General features: G+C 50.4%; 20 protein-coding genes and 2 pseudogenes. 7 read left to right on the top strand and 15 right to left on the bottom strand.

Annotated features, from left to right (window positions below; all coding sequences use genetic code 11):
- Positions 1-80 precede the first annotated feature (80 nt).
- From DXY31_RS01995 to DXY31_RS01975, 5 genes are read right to left on the bottom strand one after another with little or no spacing between them, the layout of a single operon-like run.
- Positions 81-428 carry a phosphomannose isomerase type II C-terminal cupin domain gene (locus DXY31_RS01995; protein ID WP_244279453.1) on the bottom strand — a complete coding sequence of 116 codons (348 nt, stop codon included), beginning with the start codon at positions 426-428 and terminating at the stop codon, positions 81-83.
- Positions 425-2,125, bottom strand: coding sequence for an ATP-dependent RecD-like DNA helicase (locus tag DXY31_RS01990; protein ID WP_114991385.1), 1,701 nt, complete (start codon positions 2,123-2,125; stop codon positions 425-427). Before DXY31_RS01990 ends, DXY31_RS01995 begins: the two co-directional genes overlap by 4 nt.
- Positions 2,125-5,775, bottom strand: a complete 3,651-nt coding sequence (locus tag DXY31_RS01985) for a UvrD-helicase domain-containing protein (RefSeq protein ID WP_114991382.1) — start codon at positions 5,773-5,775, stop codon at positions 2,125-2,127. Before DXY31_RS01985 ends, DXY31_RS01990 begins: the two co-directional genes overlap by 1 nt.
- A gap of 5 nt (positions 5,776-5,780) precedes the next feature.
- Positions 5,781-9,092: an exodeoxyribonuclease V subunit gamma gene (locus DXY31_RS01980; RefSeq protein ID WP_114991379.1), complete on the bottom strand. Its 3,312-nt coding sequence runs from the start codon at positions 9,090-9,092 to the stop codon at positions 5,781-5,783.
- On the bottom strand, positions 9,086-9,742 hold the full coding sequence (locus DXY31_RS01975) for a metallophosphoesterase (RefSeq protein WP_114991376.1): 657 nt from the start codon (positions 9,740-9,742) through the stop codon (positions 9,086-9,088). Before DXY31_RS01975 ends, DXY31_RS01980 begins: the two co-directional genes overlap by 7 nt.
- A 66-nt stretch (positions 9,743-9,808) precedes the next feature.
- Between DXY31_RS01975 and DXY31_RS01970 the strand changes: the two genes are divergently transcribed.
- From DXY31_RS01970 to DXY31_RS01965, 3 genes are all read left to right on the top strand, one after another.
- Positions 9,809-10,075 (top strand): hypothetical protein, encoded by a 267-nt coding sequence (locus DXY31_RS01970; protein ID WP_244279451.1) that lies wholly within the window; start codon positions 9,809-9,811, stop codon positions 10,073-10,075.
- A gap of 424 nt (positions 10,076-10,499) precedes the next feature.
- Complete coding sequence (locus tag DXY31_RS16670) at positions 10,500-10,658, top strand: hypothetical protein (RefSeq protein WP_170953498.1); 159 nt, start codon at positions 10,500-10,502, stop codon at positions 10,656-10,658.
- A 238-nt stretch (positions 10,659-10,896) separates the two neighbouring features.
- Positions 10,897-11,331 (top strand): hypothetical protein, encoded by a 435-nt coding sequence (locus tag DXY31_RS01965; RefSeq protein ID WP_114991373.1) that lies wholly within the window; start codon positions 10,897-10,899, stop codon positions 11,329-11,331.
- Between the two features lie 14 nt (positions 11,332-11,345).
- Here the strand turns inward: DXY31_RS01965 and DXY31_RS01960 are convergent, their stop codons facing one another.
- Both DXY31_RS01960 and DXY31_RS16665 read right to left on the bottom strand, forming a co-directional pair.
- The gene (locus DXY31_RS01960; RefSeq protein WP_137024868.1) at positions 11,346-11,657 is read right to left on the bottom strand and encodes a hypothetical protein; all 312 of its coding nucleotides are present in this window, start codon (positions 11,655-11,657) and stop codon (positions 11,346-11,348) included.
- A gap of 44 nt (positions 11,658-11,701) precedes the next feature.
- Positions 11,702-11,866: a hypothetical protein gene (locus tag DXY31_RS16665; RefSeq protein ID WP_206749784.1), complete on the bottom strand. Its 165-nt coding sequence runs from the start codon at positions 11,864-11,866 to the stop codon at positions 11,702-11,704.
- Positions 11,867-11,905: 39 nt separating this feature from the next.
- On the opposite strand from DXY31_RS16665, the gene DXY31_RS16335 reads away from it, so the two are divergent.
- The 3 genes from DXY31_RS16335 (at position 11,906) to DXY31_RS01950 (ending at position 13,106) form a co-directional block, all read left to right on the top strand.
- Positions 11,906-12,241, top strand: a complete 336-nt coding sequence (locus tag DXY31_RS16335; protein WP_137024867.1) for a hypothetical protein — start codon at positions 11,906-11,908, stop codon at positions 12,239-12,241.
- An 80-nt stretch (positions 12,242-12,321) separates the two neighbouring features.
- Entirely contained in the window at positions 12,322-12,672 is a 351-nt protein-coding gene (locus DXY31_RS01955) for a hypothetical protein (protein WP_137024866.1), read from the top strand.
- A complete protein-coding gene (locus DXY31_RS01950) occupies positions 12,672-13,106 on the top strand; it encodes a hypothetical protein (protein ID WP_114991365.1) in 435 nt (144 codons plus the stop codon). The genes DXY31_RS01955 and DXY31_RS01950 overlap by 1 nt, the downstream gene beginning before the upstream one ends.
- A 19-nt stretch (positions 13,107-13,125) precedes the next feature.
- On the opposite strand, the gene DXY31_RS17285 is transcribed toward DXY31_RS01950, so the two are convergent.
- Together DXY31_RS17285 and DXY31_RS01945 are read right to left on the bottom strand one after the other, a co-directional pair.
- Positions 13,126-13,323 carry a hypothetical protein gene (locus DXY31_RS17285; RefSeq protein WP_137024865.1) on the bottom strand — a complete coding sequence of 66 codons (198 nt, stop codon included), beginning with the start codon at positions 13,321-13,323 and terminating at the stop codon, positions 13,126-13,128.
- Positions 13,324-14,029: 706 nt separating this feature from the next.
- Positions 14,030-14,347, bottom strand: a pseudogene (locus DXY31_RS01945) (AbrB-like transcriptional regulator).
- Between the two features lie 554 nt (positions 14,348-14,901).
- Here DXY31_RS01945 and DXY31_RS01940 point away from each other — a divergent pair.
- Complete coding sequence (locus DXY31_RS01940) at positions 14,902-16,536, top strand: SGNH/GDSL hydrolase family protein (protein WP_114991363.1); 1,635 nt, start codon at positions 14,902-14,904, stop codon at positions 16,534-16,536.
- Positions 16,537-17,264: 728 nt separating this feature from the next.
- Here DXY31_RS01940 and DXY31_RS16660 read toward each other — a convergent pair.
- The 6 genes and pseudogenes from DXY31_RS16660 to DXY31_RS01915 form a co-directional block, all read right to left on the bottom strand.
- On the bottom strand, positions 17,265-17,429 hold the full coding sequence (locus tag DXY31_RS16660) for a hypothetical protein (RefSeq protein WP_170953494.1): 165 nt from the start codon (positions 17,427-17,429) through the stop codon (positions 17,265-17,267).
- A 20-nt stretch (positions 17,430-17,449) separates the two neighbouring features.
- Complete coding sequence (locus tag DXY31_RS01935; RefSeq protein ID WP_170953493.1) at positions 17,450-17,722, bottom strand: hypothetical protein; 273 nt, start codon at positions 17,720-17,722, stop codon at positions 17,450-17,452.
- A gap of 439 nt (positions 17,723-18,161) precedes the next feature.
- Entirely contained in the window at positions 18,162-18,530 is a 369-nt protein-coding gene (locus tag DXY31_RS01925) for an AbrB family transcriptional regulator (protein WP_114991354.1), read from the bottom strand.
- Between the two features lie 114 nt (positions 18,531-18,644).
- A pseudogene (locus DXY31_RS01920) lies at positions 18,645-20,372 on the bottom strand (Hsp70 family protein).
- Positions 20,373-21,121: 749 nt separating this feature from the next.
- The gene (locus DXY31_RS16325; protein WP_137024864.1) at positions 21,122-21,661 is read right to left on the bottom strand and encodes a hypothetical protein; all 540 of its coding nucleotides are present in this window, start codon (positions 21,659-21,661) and stop codon (positions 21,122-21,124) included.
- Between the two features lie 238 nt (positions 21,662-21,899).
- The gene (locus DXY31_RS01915; protein ID WP_170953492.1) at positions 21,900-22,577 is read right to left on the bottom strand and encodes a MarC family protein; all 678 of its coding nucleotides are present in this window, start codon (positions 22,575-22,577) and stop codon (positions 21,900-21,902) included.
- Positions 22,578-22,617: the final 40 nt, after the last annotated feature.

Genomic DNA, 22,617 nt, shown 5'->3' with positions numbered 1-22,617 from the left:
TCCTTCAAATCAGGCCTGCAACGTCCCATCGGCATGTTGTGCCGCGCTGTATTGCTTGCCTTCTTTTCAAAGGTGAACGATTAATTTATCACCCTGCCGAAGTCATCCTCCAGTCGTTCGATGTCGGATTCCAGCAAAATCGCTCCTCGTTGGACTTCGATGATCAGAAGATCTCCGGGGCCGCCGAAGGCACGGTGAATGGCCTTTACGGGAATCTCAAAAGTGTTTCCGACCGAGGCGTCCATCCAGGCACCATCGCAGTAGACAGATCCGGTGCCAGCGGCAATCACCCAATGCTCGCTGCGATGTTGGTGGCGTTGCAAGCTGAGCCGTGCGTTCTCTTTCACAAGCAGCCTCTTCACTTTGTAGCCAGGCCCTTCGGCCAGCTCCTCGTACCAACCCCAGGGACGCTCCACTCTTGTTGTCACACCGACCCCTGACGATCGATCGCCCTAAGCATGCCGCTGCTCTTTGAGGATGCCAGTCGCACCACGGTCAGTTGATGACGGGCTCTGGTAATAGCGGTGTAAAGAAGAGCTGTGTTGCTTGCGTCATCGCAAGGTGGCCACAGCAACAGAACCTGATCAGCCTCGCTGCCCTGAGCTTTATGGATGGTGAGAGCAAGAGCAGGCTCGATTCGTCGGACTCTGGCAGGGTGCAGCAGTCGATAAACCCCGTTGCCGGTGTCATCACTGCATCGGAACAGCAGCCTGCGCGTCTCGCCACTGCCGATGCACACACCCAGGTCCCCATTGGCAAGGCCCAGTCCCATTTGATTGTCGCTGCAGAGAACCGGCAGCCCCTCGGGCCAGTTACTGGCATCAGTGCCCGATACCAGGTGCCGGTGAAGGCTGTCCACGCCCCATACCCCACGACGTCGTGGGCAGAGCACGATCAAGGCATCGAGACCCTCGAGCAGAGCATGGGCTAGCTCGGGATCTGGAGAGCCATCAGATCTGATGTCCAGGCTGTTTGCCGCCAATCTCAGCTTCTCCAGCTGCTGATTGACGGCATTGGTGACCACAGCTGGAAATCCAGAAGACTCCGACAGCAAATGATGCACGTTGGCCTTGTCATCGAGATCAGCGAGGTTGGCCCAAAAGGCTTCCGCACCCTTTTGGCACAACAGGGAACTCAGCCGAGCCAGGTCTCCTCGATTTCTGTACACCCGATCAAGACGCACAGCAGCAGAGCCGAATCGCCTTTGGAGATCCGCTGTTTGGAGGTGCTGCCATACAGCTCCCACTCCGATCGGTGGCAACTGGTTGGCATCTCCAACAAGCAACAGCTGTGCAGTCGCTGGCATTGCATCCATGAGTGCCTGCGCCAGGGTCAGGTCGACCATTGACGCTTCGTCTACCACCAGCAGATCCAGCGGAAGTGGATTGCGGCGATGACGGCTGAAGCCGCCTGGTCTGGCCTGCAGCAACCGATGCAACGTGGTGCAGGGCAATTCCGACGTGCGTTCATCGGAGCGGATCGCGTCCTGCAGTCGTCGTGCCGCTTTCCCTGTCGGAGCAGCCAGATGAATGCGCAAATCGCCACGATCGGCCATGGCTCGAATCAGCATGGCGCGCACGGTGCTGGTTTTTCCGGTACCAGGCCCTCCACTGAGTAACACCACCCTGTGATCACTGACGGCATTGACCGCCGCCAGCTGCTCCGGATTCAACTGCTGGTCCGAAGCCACTCTCTCAGTATCTCTGTCAATGTCTCTCTCTCTGAGACGTCCGTGTGGGTTGCCTATGGGAGAAAGTTCGCTGCGTTTGATCAGCGTCTGCTCCAGGGTCTTCATGCCCTGATGCCAACGTCGCCAGAGCAGGCGATCCCCATCCATCACCATCAGTACAGGGTCTTTGTTCAGCCAGCCGCTGGCTTCAATCACTTGTCGGTGCGTCTCGGGCCAGCCATCAGTCTCCAGCTCACAGGGCTGCTTAACGTCAGGGCTTAGATCGATGCTCATCTCTCCCTGGCTAAGGGCCTGAGTCATCGCCTGCACAAGATCGTTGAGAGCGCTGAGCTCGTTTTCACTGAACTCAGCCGGGGGGGGATAGCGACGCAGCAGCATCGACATCATTCCTCTGCTCAGAGCCGTTGATGAGCCTGTTTGATCAAATGGATTCATCAGGCCTCACCTCTCAGAACACAATCGAGAGTATGGAGGCGTTGAAGAGGTGGGGCTTCAAGAATCACACCGCTGCCACCAGACCTGGAAACACCCCGAAGAAACACGTAGGCGTATCCTCCAAGATGTCGCTCAGGTTGATAGCCGTCCAGGCGCCACTGCAGGAATCGATGCAGGGCTACAAGGTAGAGGTGGGCTTGGAGAGGGTAATGGTGAAGGTACATCTGCTCCTCCATGGCGCGCTGTGAATAGTGTCGCGGTCCGCAGCGCAGCGGACGCCCATCCACATCTCTCTCGCCGATCCAGTTGCTTTTCCAGTCCGCAACCCACCAGCGTGCCGTGGTGGGGTCGTCTCCATCTGTAAACACCAGATCGATGGAGCCAGTGAGAAAGCCTCGGCTAATAAACTCCAAATCTTCCAGCGAATCGGCATAGCGTCCACCGAATCGTCGATGGGGTTCCATGCGAAAGGCACGTGCCAATTGCTTGGGCTGGACCGCTTTGCCCTGGTGAGCAACAGGCAAATCAAAACTGAGTTCATGCAGGCGGCGTCCACTGTGCAAGGACCTCAGTTGCAGATCACCGAGTGGTCCTCCAAAGGGAGCCCGCACCAGTGTCGTCAGGCCTTCAAGAACTGCATCAACCAAGTCGGTCTCCAGGCCGGAGCGCGTCAGTTCTCGCTCCACTAAAGCGCGGTTGTTTTCCTGTTCGATGTCTTGATCGAATGGGATCTGCTCCAGGATGCGGTGGAGGCAATCACCGGCTGCTGCACCCCTCGGAAATGATCCCAAGGGGCTGTCATCTGGATCTATCGGCTGGCTCTTATCATCGAATGACAGGCTTTCGGAATCTGCGCCGGTGCGGGCATCCACGTCGCGCCCTTCCTCAAGGTTGCGGGGATCCGGGCTGGTGGCTTTCGCACTGCCATGACTTGAGATCCAGGCTGAGTAGCTGCTGCGCCCCCAGCTGCGATCAAAGCTGTGTGCTGGCACTGCACCACATTGCAAATTCCGTTCAACAATGCGGGGCTGCCAGCGTTGGGGCACAGGGTCGATTTCGGCTGGGTGCAGACTGATCAATGGACCCGGTGGATCAGCGAGTTCTGCCAGCCATGGTGCGAGTGGATTGCCTTCCTGGCGTGCGGCCCTGGCCTTAAATAGAACAAGATGACGTTCGGCCCGCGTGATCGCGACATAGGCGAGACGTTCTGCTTCCGCTCGACTTTCAAGTTGTTCGCATTGGCTGGCCGCATGCCCCAGTCCCCATTGAGCATTGAGCGCTACGCGCCAGCTGCCGGAGTTGTCCCCCGGGGGTACACGCCACAGCGGACCTTTCCCTGGGGAGGGCGCTTCCCATAAATAGGGGCAGATCACCACCGGATACTGCAAACCCTTGCTGCGATGAACAGTCACAACAGCAACGGCACTTTCGGCCAGATCACTGAAGGGCTGTCGCTGTTCCGGGATTGTGTCTGGCGGGTGAAAGCGTTGGCGTCGCAACCAGTCGGCACCACTGGAAGCATCCAACCCTTGGCGGTGCATTGTGTCCTGAACGAGTCGTGCACATTGCTGAAGGTCGCCGAGTAAGCGGCCGCGGCTGGACAGATCTGCCACGGTCTGCCCATCCATCAGGCGCGCCAGGCAACCCATTATTCCCAGCTTCGGTAGCTCCACGGCAAGCTGCTGGAGCTGAGAAGCCAGCAGATCCAGCTGACCGTTGTCATCGGCAGCGGCCAGATCCTCGCTTCTCCACTGCAGGAGTGAGGACACGGCCAGCTGGCGTAAGCCTCTGGCATGAGCAGGACGTGCCAGCGCGTCAAGAAATGTCTGCAGATCCGACGCTCCTTGGCTGGTGAAAACATCACCCTGACTGACAAGGCGGCTCGGTAGACCGGCAGCCGCCAGCTCTGCTCGGATGTCTTCGGCTTGTCGATGCCTGCTCACCAGGATGCAGAGTTCGGAGGGATCCAGGCCTGGATCGTGTTGCAGGGTGTTCAGGATCAGGTTCGTTGTAATGCGGGGGATTCGCTCCTCAAGCGATGTTCGGCTTCTTTCCCCGTCGTCGTCATCGGGATTGATGTCGACAATCTGGAGTGATGAGCTTCCCTTAGGTAGCGGTAGTGGTTGTGCGCAAGACCTTGAGATGACTTCGGGTACCAATAGTTCGGAGAGCTGCAGTCCAGGAGCCATCAGCTGGTTCATGGCCTGCATCAGTAGCGGTGTTGTGCGGCGGTTGTCGAGCAGGTCATCGATGCAATCCGCATCACGCCGTGCAGCTTTGTAGGTGTTTAGATCTCCACCTCGGAAGCGATAGATCGCCTGTTTGGGGTCACCGACCATCAGTAGCAGGTGGTTCGGCGTTGTGAAGGCGGTTTTCAGCAGTCTCCACTGAAGCGGGTCGGTGTCCTGAAATTCATCGATCAGCACCACCCGGTAACGCGCTCGCAGAGGCGTGAGCCAGGCTTCTGCTGCTTCCGACTGTGCAGGGTCGAGTGCGTCCAGCAGCCCTGAGAATCCAACCACTCCGCGTTGTTGGCGCCGGTCGTTGAGCTGCTTCAGGCCCTTGATCAGCAGATGCCGCCAGGTCTGTTCGGCTGGTCCGTCCCAGAGATCGGCAATGGCAGCCTGCAGAGCAGGAGAGGCAAGGCTGGGATCGGCTTCACCGCAGGAACGCGCCGTTTTCTGAAAGCTGCCGGGATGGAAATAACCACCGAGAAGCACCTGCTTACGCACGTCGACGTAGTGGATTCGATGTTCACTGGTCTCGCTGATGTACTTAGTCCAAGTGTCGAGCTCTCGGCTTCTGTCTTTTCTGGGGCGGGCACTGAAGGGCTTGGTGTCGCTACAACCCAGGCTGCGCCATTCGGCGGCGCAGCCTTGAAGGGCTTGTTCTAAGGCTGCACCATCGGTGTTCCACAGATCGAGGAAGCGCCCCCAGCGGCTCTGCAGCCAGCTCTGAAACACCTCACAAAGAGCTTGCTCAGCTGCAATCGCTTCCGCATCTTCTGCAATGCGCACCGCACAGTCACCATCCAGTCTCTGGAGTGCCGAGGCGAGCGCTTCGGGCGACAGGCCTGCTTGCAGCAGTCCGGCCACATGTCCCGGTTCAAGCTTGAGGACCTCCTCTCGCCAAAGGTCATGAGCCACCTGAATGGCCAGGGTTTGTGGATCATCATCAAGGTTGAGATCGATGGCCTGTCCGCTCTGCAGCGCCTGCCGGCGAAGGCTGCGGCGACAGAAACCATGGATCGTGGTGATATCGGCCCGCTCCAGGGCTTCGAGGGCCTCGAGCAGTCGGCTGGCCAATAGCCTGCGCTGCTTGGAATCCTGTCCGTGCTGTTCCAGCCAGTTCTGCAGGACTGCGTCCGTTTCAGGCAAGAGGGTGCTGTTCCGTTCTTTATTCAGCAGGCCCTGCAGCGCCGAGTCAAGTCGGCGTCCGATCCTGTCGCGCAACTCATCGGCCGCGGCTTCCGTGAAGGTGACCACAAGCAGTTGATCGAGGCTTAACGCTTTTTCCGTCACCAGTCTTAAAACGAGATGGGCCAGGGCGAAGGTCTTGCCCGTTCCAGCACTCGCCTCCAGAAGTCGAACGCCGGGTGTCAATGGGTAGTCATTGGGTTCGAATCGTCTTGTGCCGCTTGTCGTTGCCATTTGTATCAGCACCGTGCCTCGAGTAATGGCTCATACAACGCCTGGAAGGCTGCTTTGAAACCTCCATGACCCAACAGCAACTCGGCGTTGCAGTTGCTGCCGAAGCAGACTTTCTGCTCGGGCTGATCCCGTTCGGCCCAGCCGCTGAAACCTCCCTGCCAGCGATTGACGAATGCCCTGTCGGCTGCTCCCTCCCCCTTCGACCATGCCAGTGCCCTGGCCAGGCCGCTGTCGGGTGGGATTGGCCAGCACACATTTGATCCATGCTGAGCCAGCCTTTGCAGAACCCTGATCTCGTGTTCAGCCTCCAGGGGTTTCAGCGCTCTCCAGCGCATGGCGATGTGGAATTGATCGGCTTTTGTACTGCCGTCTTGTCGGCACACCACTGCGGTGTTGCAGTCTGCTCCATCCAGCTGGGCGAGCAGGTGCTTCAGCCAGCTCTGCAGCAGAGAGCGTGACCTCAGCCTTGATGTGCTGATCTGAACGGCTGTTTCGCCTGCCATCACAAGGGCTGAATGCTGGGAGGCTTGTTGCAGCAGCAGGCGCACAGGCCCGAGGCTCAGCACAGTTTTTTGGAGGTTCTGCCAGCGTCGCTCTAGCCGTTCGTCATCCAGTTCAGCAGCAGCGCCAGGAGGCATGAGGCCTTGCCCGTAACTGCGTGCAATCCAGTCTCCAGTCTCCTCAACGTCCCAGCGGGAGTTGGGATCATTGGCCAGCAGGTCGAACTGTTCTGAGAGTCGTTGGTTTAGCAACTGATGACAGTCGAGTTCCGGCAACGACAAGGGGGAAAGATCGTTGACGGGATCACACCATTCACCCGCATCGATGCCCTGACGTTTCAACCATTCCTTCTGGGGGGCTTGCAGCCAGCGTTCCAGTGTTTCGATCGATTCCGAGGTGATCGGTAGGGCTGCATCGCTTGTTGGATGCTGCCAAGTAAGCGGCAGGGCCAGGCCCAGATCACGATGCGGTTGCTCGATCCCAATCTGTGCATCGAGATTGCGTCGTGCGTCTAGAAGCCTGCGGTCGCAACTGATCGCATCTGCTTTTGGCGTGGCCATGAAATTGGCGACATCTAGAGGATTGGCTGGAGGATGCATCAGCAGCTGGTCCATGTCCTGAGGATCGAGCTGTTCTGCAAGCAGGCTCAGCCACTGCTGAACAGGTGGACATGGCGGCAGGCTTTTGCCTTGTCGCTCATCACGACTACTCCAGCTGATCAGCAGATGCTGCCGAGCTGAGAGCAGTGCCTCAAGCAACACATAACGATCCTGGTCGGTGCTACTGGGGTCGCCGAGTCGACGTTGCAGTTCGAGTAGGTGAAAGCCTGCACGTTCTTGATGCCTAGGGAAGGAGGAGGCATCAAGACCCATCAGCACGATCACGCGGTGAGGGATGGCTCGCATTGGTTCCAGTGCGCTGATTGTGAGAGCACCGCTGCGATGGCCGAATCTGCCGCTTTCCGTTGAGAGTGCTTCCTCCAGGACACTGATCACAACTGCGATGTCCAGCTCCAGAGAGCAGTCACTGGCCTGTAGCTGCCAGGTTTCCAGGCACTGATGAATGGCTTGCAGTTCCCAGTCCCAATTGCCACCGTCATTGAAAATCTCCTGAAGCAGCCTCCGCAGTCGATCCACCCACGAAGTGCACGCAGTGCTGCGACGCAACTGGGCGATCCATCCGGCCAGTTGGTCCAGTAGCGGCCACCACACCTCCAGTTGCTGCAGGCTCAGATCCGTTAGCGCGGGTGCGCAGGAATCAACGGCCAGACCAGGTTCTTCCGGTAAGGCCAGGCCCAGCAGCCAGCGATCGAGGCACCAGCGCAAGCTATTGCTTTCATCTCCGTTGCGTTCAGCTGCATCCAGACCCCAGCGGAAGCCACTGCGCTGCAGTGCATCAGTGATCGCCATCGCGTCCTGCGATGACAGCTGTTTCAGGTTTTGGAGTGCCGGGTTCCCAAGCAGCGCTTCCAGGCCGCTTGCGGTCAGCCGATCAGCGCTCAAGCGCAACAGGCTCATGAAAGCCTGCTGAAGCCCAGGACAGTTTTGCTGACTGCGATCGGTCAATCGCCAGGGAAGGTCCACGCCGGTGGCATCCCTGTCCGAAAAGACAGAGGCCAGAAGCGGTGCATAGCGTTCCACATCGGGTGTCATCACTAATACGTCTCGGGGCTGCAGTGTTGGATCGGCAGCCATCCAGCTGAGAATGCGATCACGTACAAGCTGCACTTCTCTCCAAGGACCTGCACAGCCCATGAACAACAGCGAATAATCGCCTTGCGTCAGTGAAAGGGATACTTGGTCCGTTTCGCCCCTCGCGAGTTGCCGTTGCAACTGCTCCAACAGAGATGCCTGGGAGTCCTCTTGCTGTTTCATTACTGTGGGATCAGCAAACAGGTCCCCCTGTTCCCAGCTGCCCAGAAGACACTCGCCGCTTCCCTCCAATAGCAACTGAAATTCGGCTCCCATGCGGCCCAGGATCCCCTCCAGACGAGGAGCCTCGATTAACCAGGAGCCATCGGGCGAGTTGGTCCAGTCCTCGCCAAGCTGACTCCGTCGTCGCTGCGACCGTTGCCAAAGGTCTGGACAGGGTGTGAGTAGAAACAAGTCCACGCTGATCCTTCCGGAGAGGGCCTGCAACAAATTGATCTGGACAGGGGCCAAGTTGCTGACGCCGAAGAGTCGTAGGCGTGGGGGTAACGGCAGCGCAGGGTCTTGACCGTTGCGGAGTCGTTCAACCGCCTGCTGCACCTGCAAACCGAATGGCTTGCAGGGCAAGCGCTCTGCCAGAGCACGAGCCAGAAACGGCTGCCACCGCAGGCCTTCAGGGAGTTCTTCACCCGCACCCCCTGCTAGCCAGTCGGCGAGCTCCTCCGGTCTGTAAAGCGCATAGTCGTCGATTGCATCGGCCAGGCTGCGGGCCAGTTGCCACTGGTCACGATTGAGTCGTCCTTGTTGACCACCATGCAGCTCCCACCACTCCCGAAGGTTCGAAGCACACCTCTGGTCAAGCAGTTTCGGAAGAACCTCTAGTACTTGCCAGACCAGACGTTCCGCTCTCCATGGATCCTCGATAGCAGGCGCATCGCTGAGTATGGTCTGCGCGAGCTGTCGCAGGCGACTGCCAGGGAACGGAAAGCGCACCAATGCACTGATCCCATTGACTCTCGCCAGCTGTTCACCGAGCCAACGACTGGTAGGCCAGGTGTTGACGACCACTTCGATCTGTTCGAACGGGCCAGGAGGCTCAATCCTGAGTTCTTGGGCTAGAAGCTCAGCGAGTAATTCCGCTCGGTTGCTGCGGTAAACCCTCAGCAAGGCACTTCTGCGATCAGCTCATGACTGGCTGGGGGCACTGCCTTGTCACTGGGCTGTCCGATCACCTGGACCACCGCTTCAGTTTCGGGGCAGAACGCTGTGAGAAGACCGCCATAGACAGCGCCAGTGTCGATCATGACGATCTGGCCGAGTTGCTCCACAGCTGGTCGGGGCGTATGCCCCACCACAACAGTTCCATAGCGACCGTCGTAGCTCTCCCAGAAGGGCTCGCGCACATTCAGGTCTGGATGACCATGCTTATCAAAGCCGGCATGAGTGGCTACCCACCCATCACCGTAATAAACAAAAGGCAGCGTGCTCAAACGCTGTTGCCACTCCCTTGTGAGTGCGTCACCCAATTGCCGGTACGTCTCGATGGCCAGCAGATCATTTTTTCCCTCTGTGGAGACGGCCTGGAGACCTTCAACCAATCTCTGCTCATGGTTTCCTCGCAACCAGGTGGCACGCCCGCTGTCCACCAACTCCCACACCAGATTGATGCAAGCGGCAATTCCGGGCCCTCGATTGATCACATCACCGCAGAACACCAGCTGATCTTCGGGCGGTAACACGGAAATCAGACGAAGAAGGGCCTCGTGACATCCATGAACGTCACCGATAACCCAGTGATGGCCTGGTGGGGACGCCATTTCAAGCGCTTCTATCACTCGATTCTGACTGTGTGAACCAGAGCTGTCAGCGAATGTGATTACGGTATGCGCCAAAGCGCTTTGGATATGGATCCCCGTTCTCTTTCACCATTTCGTCGAGTGGCTTTGTTGGTTAAGGCACTCAACGGTGCCAAAAAAACAAATCAGGCCCTGGCCCGGTGCAGCGATGGAGAGGAGATGTTGGATGTGCTTCTCGGTGCCTCACAGAAGCTCAAGCTTGGATTGACGCGGGAGGAGTTGCGCAATACCCCTCCAATCCGAGATTGGGTGTGGTGGAAGAACAAGGAGGCACTGATAACCATTGGGAAGTGATGTATGGGACAGCGCTGGGGACTGGGTTACATGCGGTGAGGGACGGAATGTCTTCTGGGTTACGGGCGAATCACCAGCAATGAGACGGGGTTCAAGGACGGAGTTACGAATGCCCTTTTAGGTGAGATACACGACGACGAGAGCGTTACTGTCTTCCAACTGCACCTGAATAAGGAACAAGCCACCATTTCCCCCTTTTGAAGTGGAGCAAGCACAAGGTGGCGGAGATTACAGCCAACAGAGGACGAAAACCATCTGTTGAGTGTGTGACGAACCGGGATAAGGGACAGGGTTTATTTGTGGATAAGAACGCCCGTGTTTTCGTGCCGTTGCGTGCTTGAAATCAGAAATCCTTCAGACGAAGGAAGACGAGGAGGAGATATAGGTGCTATGAAGTGTGTAATCCTACAATTTCATCAAGGAAATGTCTAAGGAAGAGAAGCAATTGCAACAACCTAAAGAAGAGTTGACTGCTGAACAACTTAAGGGAGTTGATGGTGCAGAAGGCATCACCATGGAGCAGGAACAACTCGATGCCGAAGAAGAGGCGGGGAGCGCTAACGCCGCTATGATGGGTTTTTGAGTAATAAATAGTGGTGCTGGTTTATATCGTTCCGGCGCACCGAACATTTATTTCCTTTCTTCGGTGGACACAAGAAAAGAGGAGGGTCTTGCTCTTGCCCTCCTCTTTCTTTATGCGTTCATGTCCCAAGAGTCCCTCTTCAGGTGGTAGATGGAATAGGGAGTCGTCTCTAACCTTATGAACAGCTGTTGGGAGCACACTAAGGCTTGTGAATCAACCAGAATTCCTTCCAGAGTCCATGACGCTTTATCCCAACAAAATTAAATGGTTGTTGGTGTTACTGCTCTGCTTCATCTTTATTGTAATGGGGATCTTCCTAATAGGAGATCACGACACTGAAACATTGCTTGGACTATTCATCTGCGTGCTGGGCGGCTTAGGAATTCTGATATCCATACTGACACTCTGGCCTGATAGTAGTTGGTTGAAATTAGGGCCAGATGGCATACGAAATAAGGTGATGTTTCGAAAGTTTTATTATCGCTGGAGTGACATCAATCGGTTTGGGATTACGACTGTGCAGCATGGCGCAGGCTTATCCAAAAGTAAGACGGAGTTTGTGAGCTTCTGGATGAATCATGATAACCAGATGCGTTCATTCAGTGAATGTTATGGTAAAAATGCTGAGGAACTTATAGGAATACTGGAGTCATATAGGAATCGATATGGTTGAGCAATTGCCAATCTCTATGCCTTCTTATTACTCAGAATCTTAAGCAGATGCCCGAGCATAGAGATATCGACATACTTTTGGTCTTCCACACTCATCTTGGTATTGCTCTCTGAATGCCACTCTTTATCCCATCTCCTCTTCTCCACCTTCTCAATCTTTTTAAGTCCATCTACTATCTCTTGTTCATTGCTTGCCATAGACATGGCAGTGACAAACCATCTCTCTGCTCCTCTGTAGTTCTTGATTGCTCTCTCCTTCGCTTCGACTGCTTTGTTCGAGGCATCCCTCTCATTCAAGAAGAGAACTGCCAGTACGAACGAGGACACTAGAAAGACAGCAGTCAAACCTTCTCAATCGATGTAAAGGCACTTTAGTTCTGCCTTTCCTCCTTGAGGCGTTCCAGTTCTCCCTTGGTATCGGTTGGTCTATCCATGCTTGGTTCTTTACCTTGTTCCACTCCCACCATCACAACGGCGACTAGAAAAATGACCACGAGCACTCCCACCTGAAAGGTCTTCACCACCTCAGTCTCCATTCCTACCTCTAGGTATATCTCACTCACTGAACTTTTTAGGTGGTAGATGGAATAGGGAGTCGCCTCTATCCTATTGATATGAAATACCTCACCCTCTTCGGTGCTCTGCTTCTTTCAGCATCACCTGCATATTCACTTGACCATCGAGAGGAAATGAATTGGGTGTGTTCTCCAAGCGAGAAAACTCAGAACTCCTGCGGATATTTGTCTATACATTCATCATTGGCAGTAATATGCACGCTTCAAGATAGGGGAATGATTAGTCAGTCTGGAATAGATCTTTTCAAAGAAACAATGTTCAATGACGCTATTATTAGCCAACCAGGATTTATTCAAGCTTTGAATGAATGGAAAAGTCAAGGCTGTTCGTTATGAAACTCCCAATTCTCATTGGTTCTCTACTCCTCTCAGTAATACCCGCTGTAGCTGACGACTTCCTTTATGTGTCCTGTAAGATGAATGGAACTAACAAGAAAACTGCTCTACCATCGGGTAAGGTGATTTACGAAGAGCCTTTGTCGGTCAATACCTTATTGTTCAAAGTCGATTTAACAAGCATGAAGTTAAGGAGTAATACGAATGCAGAATGGAGTGATATTCGTATTGAAGGGAATCAGATTATCCAAGACAATAAATTCAATGAAACGGGTTTCAGGGCTCAAGTAAGAGGAGTAATGCCATTAAACCCACCAGGCCCAGCCACAGTGCACAATTGGTATAAGAGCAAGACAGAGTATCAGGTGATTAAGGGAGAGGGTGTATGTACAGAGATTGACTCATCTGCCTTTGATGAGGCCTCAAAATAATGAAACTAACAATCTTCCTTGTTGCTCTGCTTCTTTCAGCATCACCTGCCATTGCTGAAGGCCTCATCTATTTGGAATGTGATGTAAAAGCGACGGAAACTACTATCCAGGCAAGCACGAATGAGGTTTTGGAGAAGAGAGACTTGGCAACTGAAGGTTTTTACAAGATAGATACCATCAACAGCCGACTCACCAGTGATAATTCAGGTGATTGGGAAGACGCAACTATTGTCAATGGTATTGCCACAGGTCAGTTCAATGAAGTTGAAAATGGAGTAACTGTTGTAGGTAACGCATTGATAGAGTTCTCTCCTCCTGGAGTCTTTAACATGCAATACACTGCATCACAAGATGATATTTTGTTGAAAATGGTGATGACGGGCACTTGTCAAAACACTGATAGAGAAACTGCTGAAAAGGGCATGAATCAATGAAACTACCAATCTTCGTTGATTAGTTGTCTTCTGCTTCCGATAAGGCCAGATAACATTTTCTGAGTTGTTCAGGGTTCTTGATTCCTAAACGCGTAAGACCTTTGACGAGCTGTTTGCAATCAGGAGGAGAAAGATAGATCTCTATCTCAATCATGTCACCATAAGGACTTCTTTGCTCGTCTGTGAGGTCTTTATACCAATGCCAGCCGGTAGGCAAGACACACCCTCAAGCCTAACCAGCATCGTTTCTTAACTTATTTCTGTGATCCCCCAATAGAGTCAATGACCAAAGCCTCTCTTTGGTCCAAATGGGCTCTGCCATGAACAGCAAGATCAAATACATCAGCTGAGGTCTCGACCAGCTCAAGGATCGATGAAGTTCAAGGGGGCTCTGCTTCTGATCACCGTTTCACTAGGATTAGCGTTAGCAAGGCATTTAAATATTCGCCATATGGTCGTTTAATGCTTCGCACGCTCTCAAACCGTGATAGATGTTCATTTATACAGGGACAACAATATCACTATGATTGGTCGGGAAGTTAAGAAGGTGTTTGTGTGAGAGTTATGCCTCTCCGGGTTATAACCAAAATGTTGTCTAGCTCCATTCGTAGATTATTGCTTGAATCAAGACAGGTGATAGTAGACGGAGGGGTGAGTATTGAATCACCGTTTGGGAATGATGTTGGCAAATGGAATGGCGGACCCAGTAATGTCGTTGGGACAATCAATACAAGCAATGGAAGTTTCTAGTTTGCCTGTAACTGGAATGCTGTCATCGTCAAAGATCGAGGAATATGCTATGGAAACATTAAAATAAGAAGCGTTGACTTATAACGCTGCTTCAAGAGAGTTACATGGAGATTGGTGGTATGAGAGCCTGATCACTCCTTCTCGCCGCCCACTGGGATCAGGTGAATAGCCTTCTATCCAAGTCGAATGCTGAAACTCGCCGCCAATTTGAAGATTCAACATTGCTGTGTATGCTTTGCCAATAAGGTAATTGTCGTTCCCCTGAACAGTTGTTTTGCAGGAAAGCTACCTCTCTCCTTTGCCAACACCTGTGGTTCCGTCTCCAACATTTATACCTTTGGCTTCGAGTAAAGCGAAGTAATAATTAGTGAAGTTCACACGTTCAGAACCGTCTTTCTTCTTGGAGACATACCCACAGGCCGTTGCCAGGTCAATTTGGAGACATTACCCAAATCCTTTACTTTTGTTAGGAGATCTGCATCAGTAAGAATTGCTTTGAGATGAATTAGATATTTATTTGGTGCCATATCTTCCTGTGACTGCAAAAGTCTCTGGTGGGAGAATGCTAGATAAGGATTATAAATAGTGGAAATATGGAGCATATGAATAATGAACAGCTCACAAGAAATTAAAAGGCTTCAGGAGCTTCAGAGGTGCTCAAAACGGAACAACTTTGTGCTTCCTTTTGACTTGCAGAAGGAATACAGCTAACTTCTCAAGAATTTTCGAAACCTGGTTTTGGAATGGATAGGCCTAGGCCATGGAGTTTATCTTTATAATCTACCAAGAAAACTTGTATTGCTAAGTCTTGATTAGTGCCAGGTATCGGTGGCTCATTTATGATCTTTTTAGGGTGATTGAATTAATAATAATTGCTCGTGGTGGCAGGGGGGTTTGAGTGTGTAAGCTGTTCAAATGTGAGTTAATGTTTGTACTCAGTTATAATCTCTAGGTCAGTATGTTAATGGCCCCCTTTCCACAGTTGAGTAATTGTCCAACCCCCAGCCCGCAGTCTCTAGCGCATCAGTAATCTCATACCTAAAAAATGTATCTCAACTGCCCTCCGCCAATTCCAATTGAAAGGTCCAATAGTTTATACTATGGCCACAAAAATATAAAGGGAATCACCGTATTTGGTGACAGCATGAGCGATTTTGGCTCAAGATCTGCCGCCATGTATAAAAATGTTCTCTACCCTAAATCATACCCTGCATGGAGTGGTTTAACGTTTAATCATTCGAATAATAACTGGCAAACTTTTTTGCGCCAATCGCTTGGCGCATTCAGTCAAAATTCTTCCTGTCAAGAGATTGCTAATAGCCTGATTGGTGGTGTGCCAAGTACGATTAAAGCAAATGACTTAAATCCGTCCTATGCTCTTGGCGGCGCCTTGACTGACCGAAATACATATTTTGATCTATTGAAATCTGTTGGTCAATTCCCCCAAGAACTACTCAAACCCCCCTATGCAGTCAGCAAACTAGGAATACGTTCACAGATTGAGCATTATTTTCAAAGTGAGAGCCCAGATCTTTCTGCAGAACTTGTAGTGATATGGGGGGGTGGAAACGACATTCTAGCGACGGTCTTGCATCAACAGGATCTACGTACAGGATTTCGGAATATCCTTATTAATAGCAAAGCTAATTTGATCTCGTTGCTGCGAAATAGCAATGCAAAAATCATCTTGGTCTCAAGTGGAGCGCCGATTATCGGCAGTGTCGATGGTGTGAGTTATGCCCTTCCTTATCTAAGAGATCTTCCGCCAAGTTGGCAAGAACAAATTCACTCGGGCGCTGCTTCAACCCTTTATGCTAAAACCCATCAAATGGCTGAAGCCGTCACAAAAATGTTTCCTTATGCCACTATAATTCCTTTTAACAGTGAGTATGAATACAATTGGGAGCGTTTTGGTGTCAAACTCGGAAATTTTAGGAAATATGGAATCATTAATACAACCGATCCTGCTCAACAGGAAGCTCTGCTAGATCAAAAAGATGGAATCCTTTATAATTCACTTCCCCATGCTGATTTGAATCATACAATTCAAAAAAAACAAACCGAAGGAGGTTTTCTTTACTTCGACTCACTGCATCCAACCGAATCCGGGCACAGAATGCTTGCTAAAGCCATCGAGCTGACATTGGAAGAGTTTCAAGCAGAAATCAAATCTTCAGTTACTCATACGGTGTTTTCAACGAAAGAGTCGTTTTATATTGGGACATCAGGCAATGATTTCATCACTTCCTCTGCCCGGAGCAGCACCCTTCAGGGTGTAGAAGGTAACGACATTTTGCAAGGCTCTGCATTTGACGATGACCTGCAAGGGGGAATCGGCAATGACAAGCTTGATGGAAATGGGGGCAGCAACCGCCTGAATGGTGGGCCCGGTGCAGATGTTTTTGTCATTGGCCTCAAAGGTCTTATCGATGGTCCTCAAATCATTGAAGACTTTAATAGTGAGGAGGGAGATAGGATTTTGCTCTCGCCGGTTCTTAGCGAGCTGGCGGGTGATCCTTTTTGGGTCTCCACTACTGAAGAGTGGGGCAAAGCACTTACAGTCGAGCGCACCCAAGAAGGCAACCTTAAGCTTGTGATTTCATTGAGCCCAATCAATAAAAATCCTGGTGTTATTATCCTGTATAACGTAAAGACCTTAGATTTAAATTCTCTTTCTTAACCGATATTTTAGGCTTGCGTACAACGGTAGGATTCACATCATTTCCTGAACAGTAACCTACTACGCATAAGTGAACTTGTGATTTCCACGCGCTAGCTATTGTTGGAAGTGTTGGATTTCTTCGGTTTCTATGTTCAACCCTGAAGAGCCCTGCAATGATCTTGATAACCGATAAAAAGAAATGCTTAATGTTGACAAGTTCTCATGGATAGAATGTAGAAGAACCTTTGATCTTTGTGTTGGAGTTACTGATGGAATAAATGAGAATTGCTGCTTGTCTGTAATGCTCTATCGTTTTCAGGATGAGCTTGGTTGCGCACCATCAGCCTTCGTGATTGCAGGAGCTTTTTCATTGTCTCATGTCCAAACGCTTTTGAACCATCATTAACCACCTAGCACGATTGAATGCATTGAATATCAGAAAAAAAACACCGCAACTTTCTGTTTCTATCACTGCAGAAAATTCATGATACCCATTTAAGAAGAGCTTGCTTCTCTTCGTTGAGTCTAGAGTTCTTTAATCTCTGGCTGCTGAATTCAAAGAATTAATTATTTGCTTTATTTCTATTAGGTTGTTATTTTTTTATTTCTAATTGTTGATTTTTACGTGGTTTTGGAGCATCGCCAATTCAAGCACATCCTTCCTACAGCTGATTTATCGAAGGTATGAAACATGACTGCCCTAGGCATAGCTGTTTTGAATGTCAATCGAATGGCGAGGCGCTGTCTTAATGTAGATAAGGTTCTATTGGATGAGTTCCACCACCATCAACACCTTTTAACACCTTCTCGCTGAGTTCTGGCACATCTTCACACCCGCAACCAGCACCTTCGATCCTCTTTAATTCCTTCTCGCTGAGTTCAGGTGATTTGCTTCCCTTGGGCTCTTCCATAGTGATAGATGAATAACTATTTAAATGTCCGGGTCCAGGTGGTCAAGCACATCCTGAGATACAGGGTTAGTTGCTCTAGACGAGACCGTTTGGTTCGCTGCTCCACCTCCAGATACACCCTTTAAATCTTCCACCGTTAGAGAATAATTGGGAGCAGGGACTTCACCAATGATTGGATTGGCTATTCCCGAAGCTCGATCACGTGCGGGAGCCCCAGAGCCGGATATGCCTTCAAGCTCCATCTTCGACATCTCTTTCTTCCTGTCCTTCTGCTTGGCTTGCTCTTCAGTCATCAGCCTTTCCAGGGTCTTCTCTGTAATAGCAGTCATCTCGGGTCACTAGGTACAAGCTTCCACTGAGCAACCTCTGGAATCTCAAGACCAACCTGCTTGTCTACTGGTTTTGAGAACATCACTCTCCAATCAGCCACTCTGCAAGGAACGAAATCCCCCCTCTCGATACTGATGCCGCCAAATGTTGATGTCGCTCTGTATCGACCACTCGCCCAGTAAGAGCCTTCGTTCAATTCTCCACGGATCAACACCGAGCAGCGGCGTTGGCTTGAGTTGTGGATTGCTTAACTTCCACAGGGGGGGGCTTCATAGATCGGAAGGTTGGTCTGTAGAGAGATCCCTCCTGGCTTGCAACCACTTTGTTGTTTTTGCGGCAAAGACAAGGCAGTGCTGACGAGCAAACCTGCCTTGTCTTTTGATGCAAAGTTCTGGAGTTAGCTCACTCCTCGCCTTCTTCCTCGCTACCCACAGGGATCAGACGAATCGCTTTACGACCCAATTTGATTTCGAATTCATCACCTGGGTTCAGATCCAACATTGCTGTGTAGGCCTTACCGACGAGCAAGTTACCGTTTCCCTGAACTTTCGCTGTATAGGAAAGCTTCCTTCCACCCTTGCCAATACCTGCTGACCCACCACCCAGTTCGATGCCCTTTGCGTTCAGCAGTGCCTCGTAGAAGGCCGTAAAGTTCACACGGTCAGAACCATCCTTCTTTTGGGAGACATAACCACAGGCTGTAGCCAAGTCAGTCTTGGAGACATCTCCTAAGTCCTTGACTTTTGCAAGGAGATCTGCACCAGTTAGCATTGTTTTGATGTGAAGTGGATACATTCAATGTGCCAATAAATTCCAGCTTTGACAAGAGTTCCTGGCATTACATCCCAAAAATAAACCCCGCCTATTGAACGGTGTGTTCTTTGATCAGACATCAATTACTTCAGCATCAATGGGTTCTTTAGAGGAACCTGTGGTTGGTGGTTGTTTCTGTGACTGATAAACCGACAGACCCATCTCCATCAGGGCTGTTTGGAGTGCTTCCAATCCTGCCTTGATCTTGGTGGAGTCATCTTCTTGCAATGCCTGCTTCAGTTCGCCAATCACCAGTTCAACCTTGGTTTTGAGCTCAGGAGTGACGTCGTTTTCCAATTCATCAACCTGCTTTTGCCTCTGATCAGTCAGTGCTTCTGTCTGGTTCTTCCTGTGAATGAGTTCACGCTTGGCCTTGTCTGCTTCTTCATTGGCTTCAGCACCCTTGACCAACTGTTCCAAGTCAGAGTCACTGAGAGTGGAAACACCAGAGATGGTAATGGACTGTTCCTTGCTAGATCCCTTGTCATTAGCTGTGACAGACAGGATCCCATTGGCATCAACGGCGAACTCCACTTCAATCTGAGCAATACATCTTGGGGCAGCAGGAATCCTATCCAGACGGAATTGCCCAAGTGACTTGTCGACGGTCACCATCTCTCGCTCAGCCTGGAGAAGATGGATCTCTTAGAAGGATGTCTTTCACCTCACCAGAGACAACACCCCCCTGAATGGCGGCTTCAACAGCAAGCACCTCACTAGGGTTAACCGTTTGGTTCAGGTCTTTCCCAGTGAGGGACCTCACCAGTTCCTGAACAGAGGGAATCATTGAACTACCACCCACCATGACAACTGCATCGATGTCGCTGGATTGGATGCCTGCATCCTGGAGGCACTGAACCACTGGTTGCTTACAGCGTTCAATCAATCCAGAGGAGAGCTTTTCAAACTTGGCTCTGGTGACAGTGATGTTCAGCTGCTTAGGGCCTGTATCTGTTGCAGTGATGAAGGGAAGGTTGATCTCTGACTGACTGCTGGAGGAGAGCTCAATCTTTGTTTTTTCAGCAGCTTCAGTCAATCGGTGCAAAGCTTGTGGATCCTGTCTCAGATCAGTGCATTCCTCTTTCTGAAAGGTCTCATCAAGGTGCTCAACCAACACAGCATCAGACTCATCGCACCCAAGTGGGCATCACCAAAACTGGAGAGGACTTCAAACACCCCATCACCAATCTCCAGGACTGAGACATCAAAGGTTCCACCACCGAGGTCAATAACTAGGATCTTGCCCGCCTGTTGTTTCTTAAGCCCATAAACAAGGGCAGCAGCAGTGGGTTCGTTGATGATTCACAGGACTTCTAGTCAAGCGTTCTTTCCAGCGTCTTGAGTTGCCTGTCTCTGTGAGTTGTTGAAGTAAGCAGGAACCGTAATCAATGCCTCGGTTGCCTTATCTCCTAGATAGGTGGAAGCATCCTTTGCCAACTTGCGAAGGACATTGGCAGATATTTTTTCGGGATAGAACTGCATACCCAGCTGAGGACAGTCAATCTTCACTGCATTCTCGGAAGCCTTCACCCCATAGGAAACTGGGGTTAGTTGTGATGATACCTCATCTGCTATCCCTCCAATGAGGCTCTTGATTGAATAGAAGGTGTTTTCAGGATTTATCATCGCCTGTCTCTTGGCGATCTGCCCTCACAACTTCTCATCACTCTTGGTGTTACCAGCAATAGAGTGGTGTGTTCTGAAACCCTCTGCATTAGCTATTACCACGGGAGAACCACCTTCTACAACTGCGACATAGCTGTTTGTGGTTCCAAGATCAATCTCAAGTACTTTGCTTATCAATTGTTGTTTATTAACTTGCTCATTTTTCGACGTGTTGAAAATTAATTTGTGGTAGAAACCTACCAATGCGTGTCTAAAAAAACCTATTTCTATTGCCAGAGGTTGGGTTTACCCCACAGCAATTAATTTTATGAGCTTCCTGCTCCCGAGTTTTAACTGCGATGGATGCTGTAGGTCACGAGCTCGGCATTGACCCTGAGGATCAACACTGACCTGTTTCCTGACGCGCTGAGCTTCGTTAGGCACTGTGTTCTGAGTTATTCACTAGAGGCTCACCAGAACTTCGCAGGGCCTGCACCAGATCTATGCACTGGGCTACACCAGAACAGATGTGAACTCGAAGGAGTCGAGCGGGTAACAGCCCCAACACAAATTACACACTCAACTCATTCTGAAACCATGACTGAACAAAACACTCAAAATGAAACCATTGAGCTAACGGATGAGCTTCTTGAAACAATTTCAGGAGGTCGTGATATAGATGATGACCACTATTTGGACACGAGCTGGTGGTAAAAAAGAATGGGTTCGCTTCCTATCCATTCTTAATCAATATCGCCTTTTGTGCATACAAGTCCCCGCCTGCATAGCGTGGGACTTGTATTTCACACTTGCTCTATTGTCTCAGGACTTTTGCGTGAGCAAAAATAATTAACACTAGTGAAATTTTAGACTTTGCGAATCTGCTGAACGATAAATCTAATAATTGCGTCACCGTTAGTGCTGAATTCTACAAACGCTATGGTTTAGTTTTTGCAGATCCATGCCTGGAATGTTTTATTGTATTCAACGGCTGGGCATCCGGGGTGAATATATGCCTTGTCAAATTCAGTATTTTTGTCTACATATTTGCCATCATCGCAGTACCATCCAATACCCATTGTTCCTCCATCTTTGGACCAACCAGCTGCAGAGCAATTTGTGTGTATAAATGCATTGTCAGCACAGCGCCAGGCTGCTTGACCTCCCTCGGACATTTTGGGGACATATTGGGGCGACCTTCCTGACTCAGCTGTACAACCCTTCAATATTTCACAGCTATCAAGCTCGGTTGATGATGTAACTAGCTTTCCGTCGGTGCAATACCAGCCGATTCCCATTGATGAGTTGGGATCATTGCTGTAGCCAACTGGTTTCTCGCAATCTGTGTGTATCCAGCATGGATCATACTTATCGTCGGCAAAACTCGGGTTTGTTTTTGCTTCTAGTACGGCCATTGAAAGAATGGTACTTAGGGCCAGTGGCGCGTACCGTTGGATTTTATTGAAAAAACTTTTGTTTGTCATTTGACTTGATGTGTCTTCGATGACATGACTAGCTACTCTTTGAAGCTAGCAAGGGATTGACCGATAGTTGCAACTTTAATACATTTTGTGCTTCTGTATTGATTGCTGCTCTGATTTATAAAGGGCTATGAAACGAATTCGTTCACCATTCGAACTCATTTGTTCTTGATAGGGTGTAATAAGCGACTATCGTCAATTGCTGAACTACTAATTAGGTATACCTTGGCACTGGCAATGATTACCATCCAAGCACGGCAACTGATACGTCTCGATATTTCAAGTAAAAATATCCAATTCCTTGGGCTAGGAACTGAATGCCTATTGATAGCATAAATAGCCCCATGACTTTGATGAAAATTTCCATACCCATTGAGCCGAGTAGGGTCATGATTTTGCTGCTGAATCTAAATATTAGATAGTTAACAACTACTAAGACAATAATCGCTGCAAGTAAATCAAAAAATGTGCCTGTGCGGGCGGCAGTATCCGCAAAGAGAACAACGGCTGAAAGTGTCGCACCTCCCACTGTCAGTGGGATTGCGAGTGGAACTACAGCAGCTGAATAAAATTCTGTGTCGCTCAGATCTTGTTTTTGATTTTTGACATCATTATCATTTTGATCAGATGTACTATCAGATTTAGAGTCCAGCATCCCAAGTCCAATACGACCTAGGATTAATCCACCTGTGATCTGAAATGCACCGACGGAGATCCCGAAAAAATCAAGAATTCGTGTTCCAACAAGTAAGAAGAGAATAAGTGTGACTAAACATGCAATGCTACTGATCAAGATTAGATGATTAACTTTTTTACGAGGAATCCCCTGAGTTAGCATTAAAAATGCACCCAGGGCTGAGACGCTATTGCCAATGGCAAGTAAACGCGTCGCATAATGTTGGAACGAATTTGGATCCATCATTGTTGATTTGATATGCAGATTTTTTTATAAGTCATCG

Source organism: Synechococcus sp. UW179A (genome assembly GCF_900473965.1).
Taxonomy (GTDB): Bacteria; Cyanobacteriota; Cyanobacteriia; order PCC-6307; family Cyanobiaceae; genus Synechococcus_C.
Note: the sequence above shows the minus strand (reverse complement) of the source record. Positions and strands in the feature narration are given on the sequence as shown.

Excerpts from the sequence above, each read along its gene's own strand:
- DXY31_RS01985 (WP_114991382.1), bottom strand. The coding sequence starts at position 5,775 with ATGGCAACGACAAGCGGCACAAGACGATTCGAACCCAATGACTACCCA.
- DXY31_RS16670 (WP_170953498.1), top strand. The coding sequence starts at position 10,500 with ATGTCTAAGGAAGAGAAGCAATTGCAACAACCTAAAGAAGAGTTGACT.
- DXY31_RS01915 (WP_170953492.1), bottom strand. The coding sequence starts at position 22,577 with ATGGATCCAAATTCGTTCCAACATTATGCGACGCGTTTACTTGCCATT.
- DXY31_RS01970 (WP_244279451.1), top strand. The coding sequence starts at position 9,809 with ATGCGCCAAAGCGCTTTGGATATGGATCCCCGTTCTCTTTCACCATTT.
- DXY31_RS01990 (WP_114991385.1), bottom strand. The coding sequence starts at position 2,125 with ATGAATCCATTTGATCAAACAGGCTCATCAACGGCTCTGAGCAGAGGA.
- DXY31_RS01935 (WP_170953493.1), bottom strand. The coding sequence starts at position 17,722 with ATGACTGAAGAGCAAGCCAAGCAGAAGGACAGGAAGAAAGAGATGTCG.
- DXY31_RS01940 (WP_114991363.1), top strand. The coding sequence starts at position 14,902 with ATGTATCTCAACTGCCCTCCGCCAATTCCAATTGAAAGGTCCAATAGT.
- DXY31_RS16325 (WP_137024864.1), bottom strand. The coding sequence starts at position 21,661 with ATGACAAACAAAAGTTTTTTCAATAAAATCCAACGGTACGCGCCACTG.
- DXY31_RS01955 (WP_137024866.1), top strand. The coding sequence starts at position 12,322 with ATGAATGGAACTAACAAGAAAACTGCTCTACCATCGGGTAAGGTGATT.
- DXY31_RS16660 (WP_170953494.1), bottom strand. The coding sequence starts at position 17,429 with ATGGAAGAGCCCAAGGGAAGCAAATCACCTGAACTCAGCGAGAAGGAA.
- DXY31_RS01925 (WP_114991354.1), bottom strand. The coding sequence starts at position 18,530 with ATGCTAACTGGTGCAGATCTCCTTGCAAAAGTCAAGGACTTAGGAGAT.
- DXY31_RS01965 (WP_114991373.1), top strand. The coding sequence starts at position 10,897 with ATGACGCTTTATCCCAACAAAATTAAATGGTTGTTGGTGTTACTGCTC.
- DXY31_RS16665 (WP_206749784.1), bottom strand. The coding sequence starts at position 11,866 with ATGGAGACTGAGGTGGTGAAGACCTTTCAGGTGGGAGTGCTCGTGGTC.
- DXY31_RS01975 (WP_114991376.1), bottom strand. The coding sequence starts at position 9,742 with ATGGCGTCCCCACCAGGCCATCACTGGGTTATCGGTGACGTTCATGGA.
- DXY31_RS01950 (WP_114991365.1), top strand. The coding sequence starts at position 12,672 with ATGAAACTAACAATCTTCCTTGTTGCTCTGCTTCTTTCAGCATCACCT.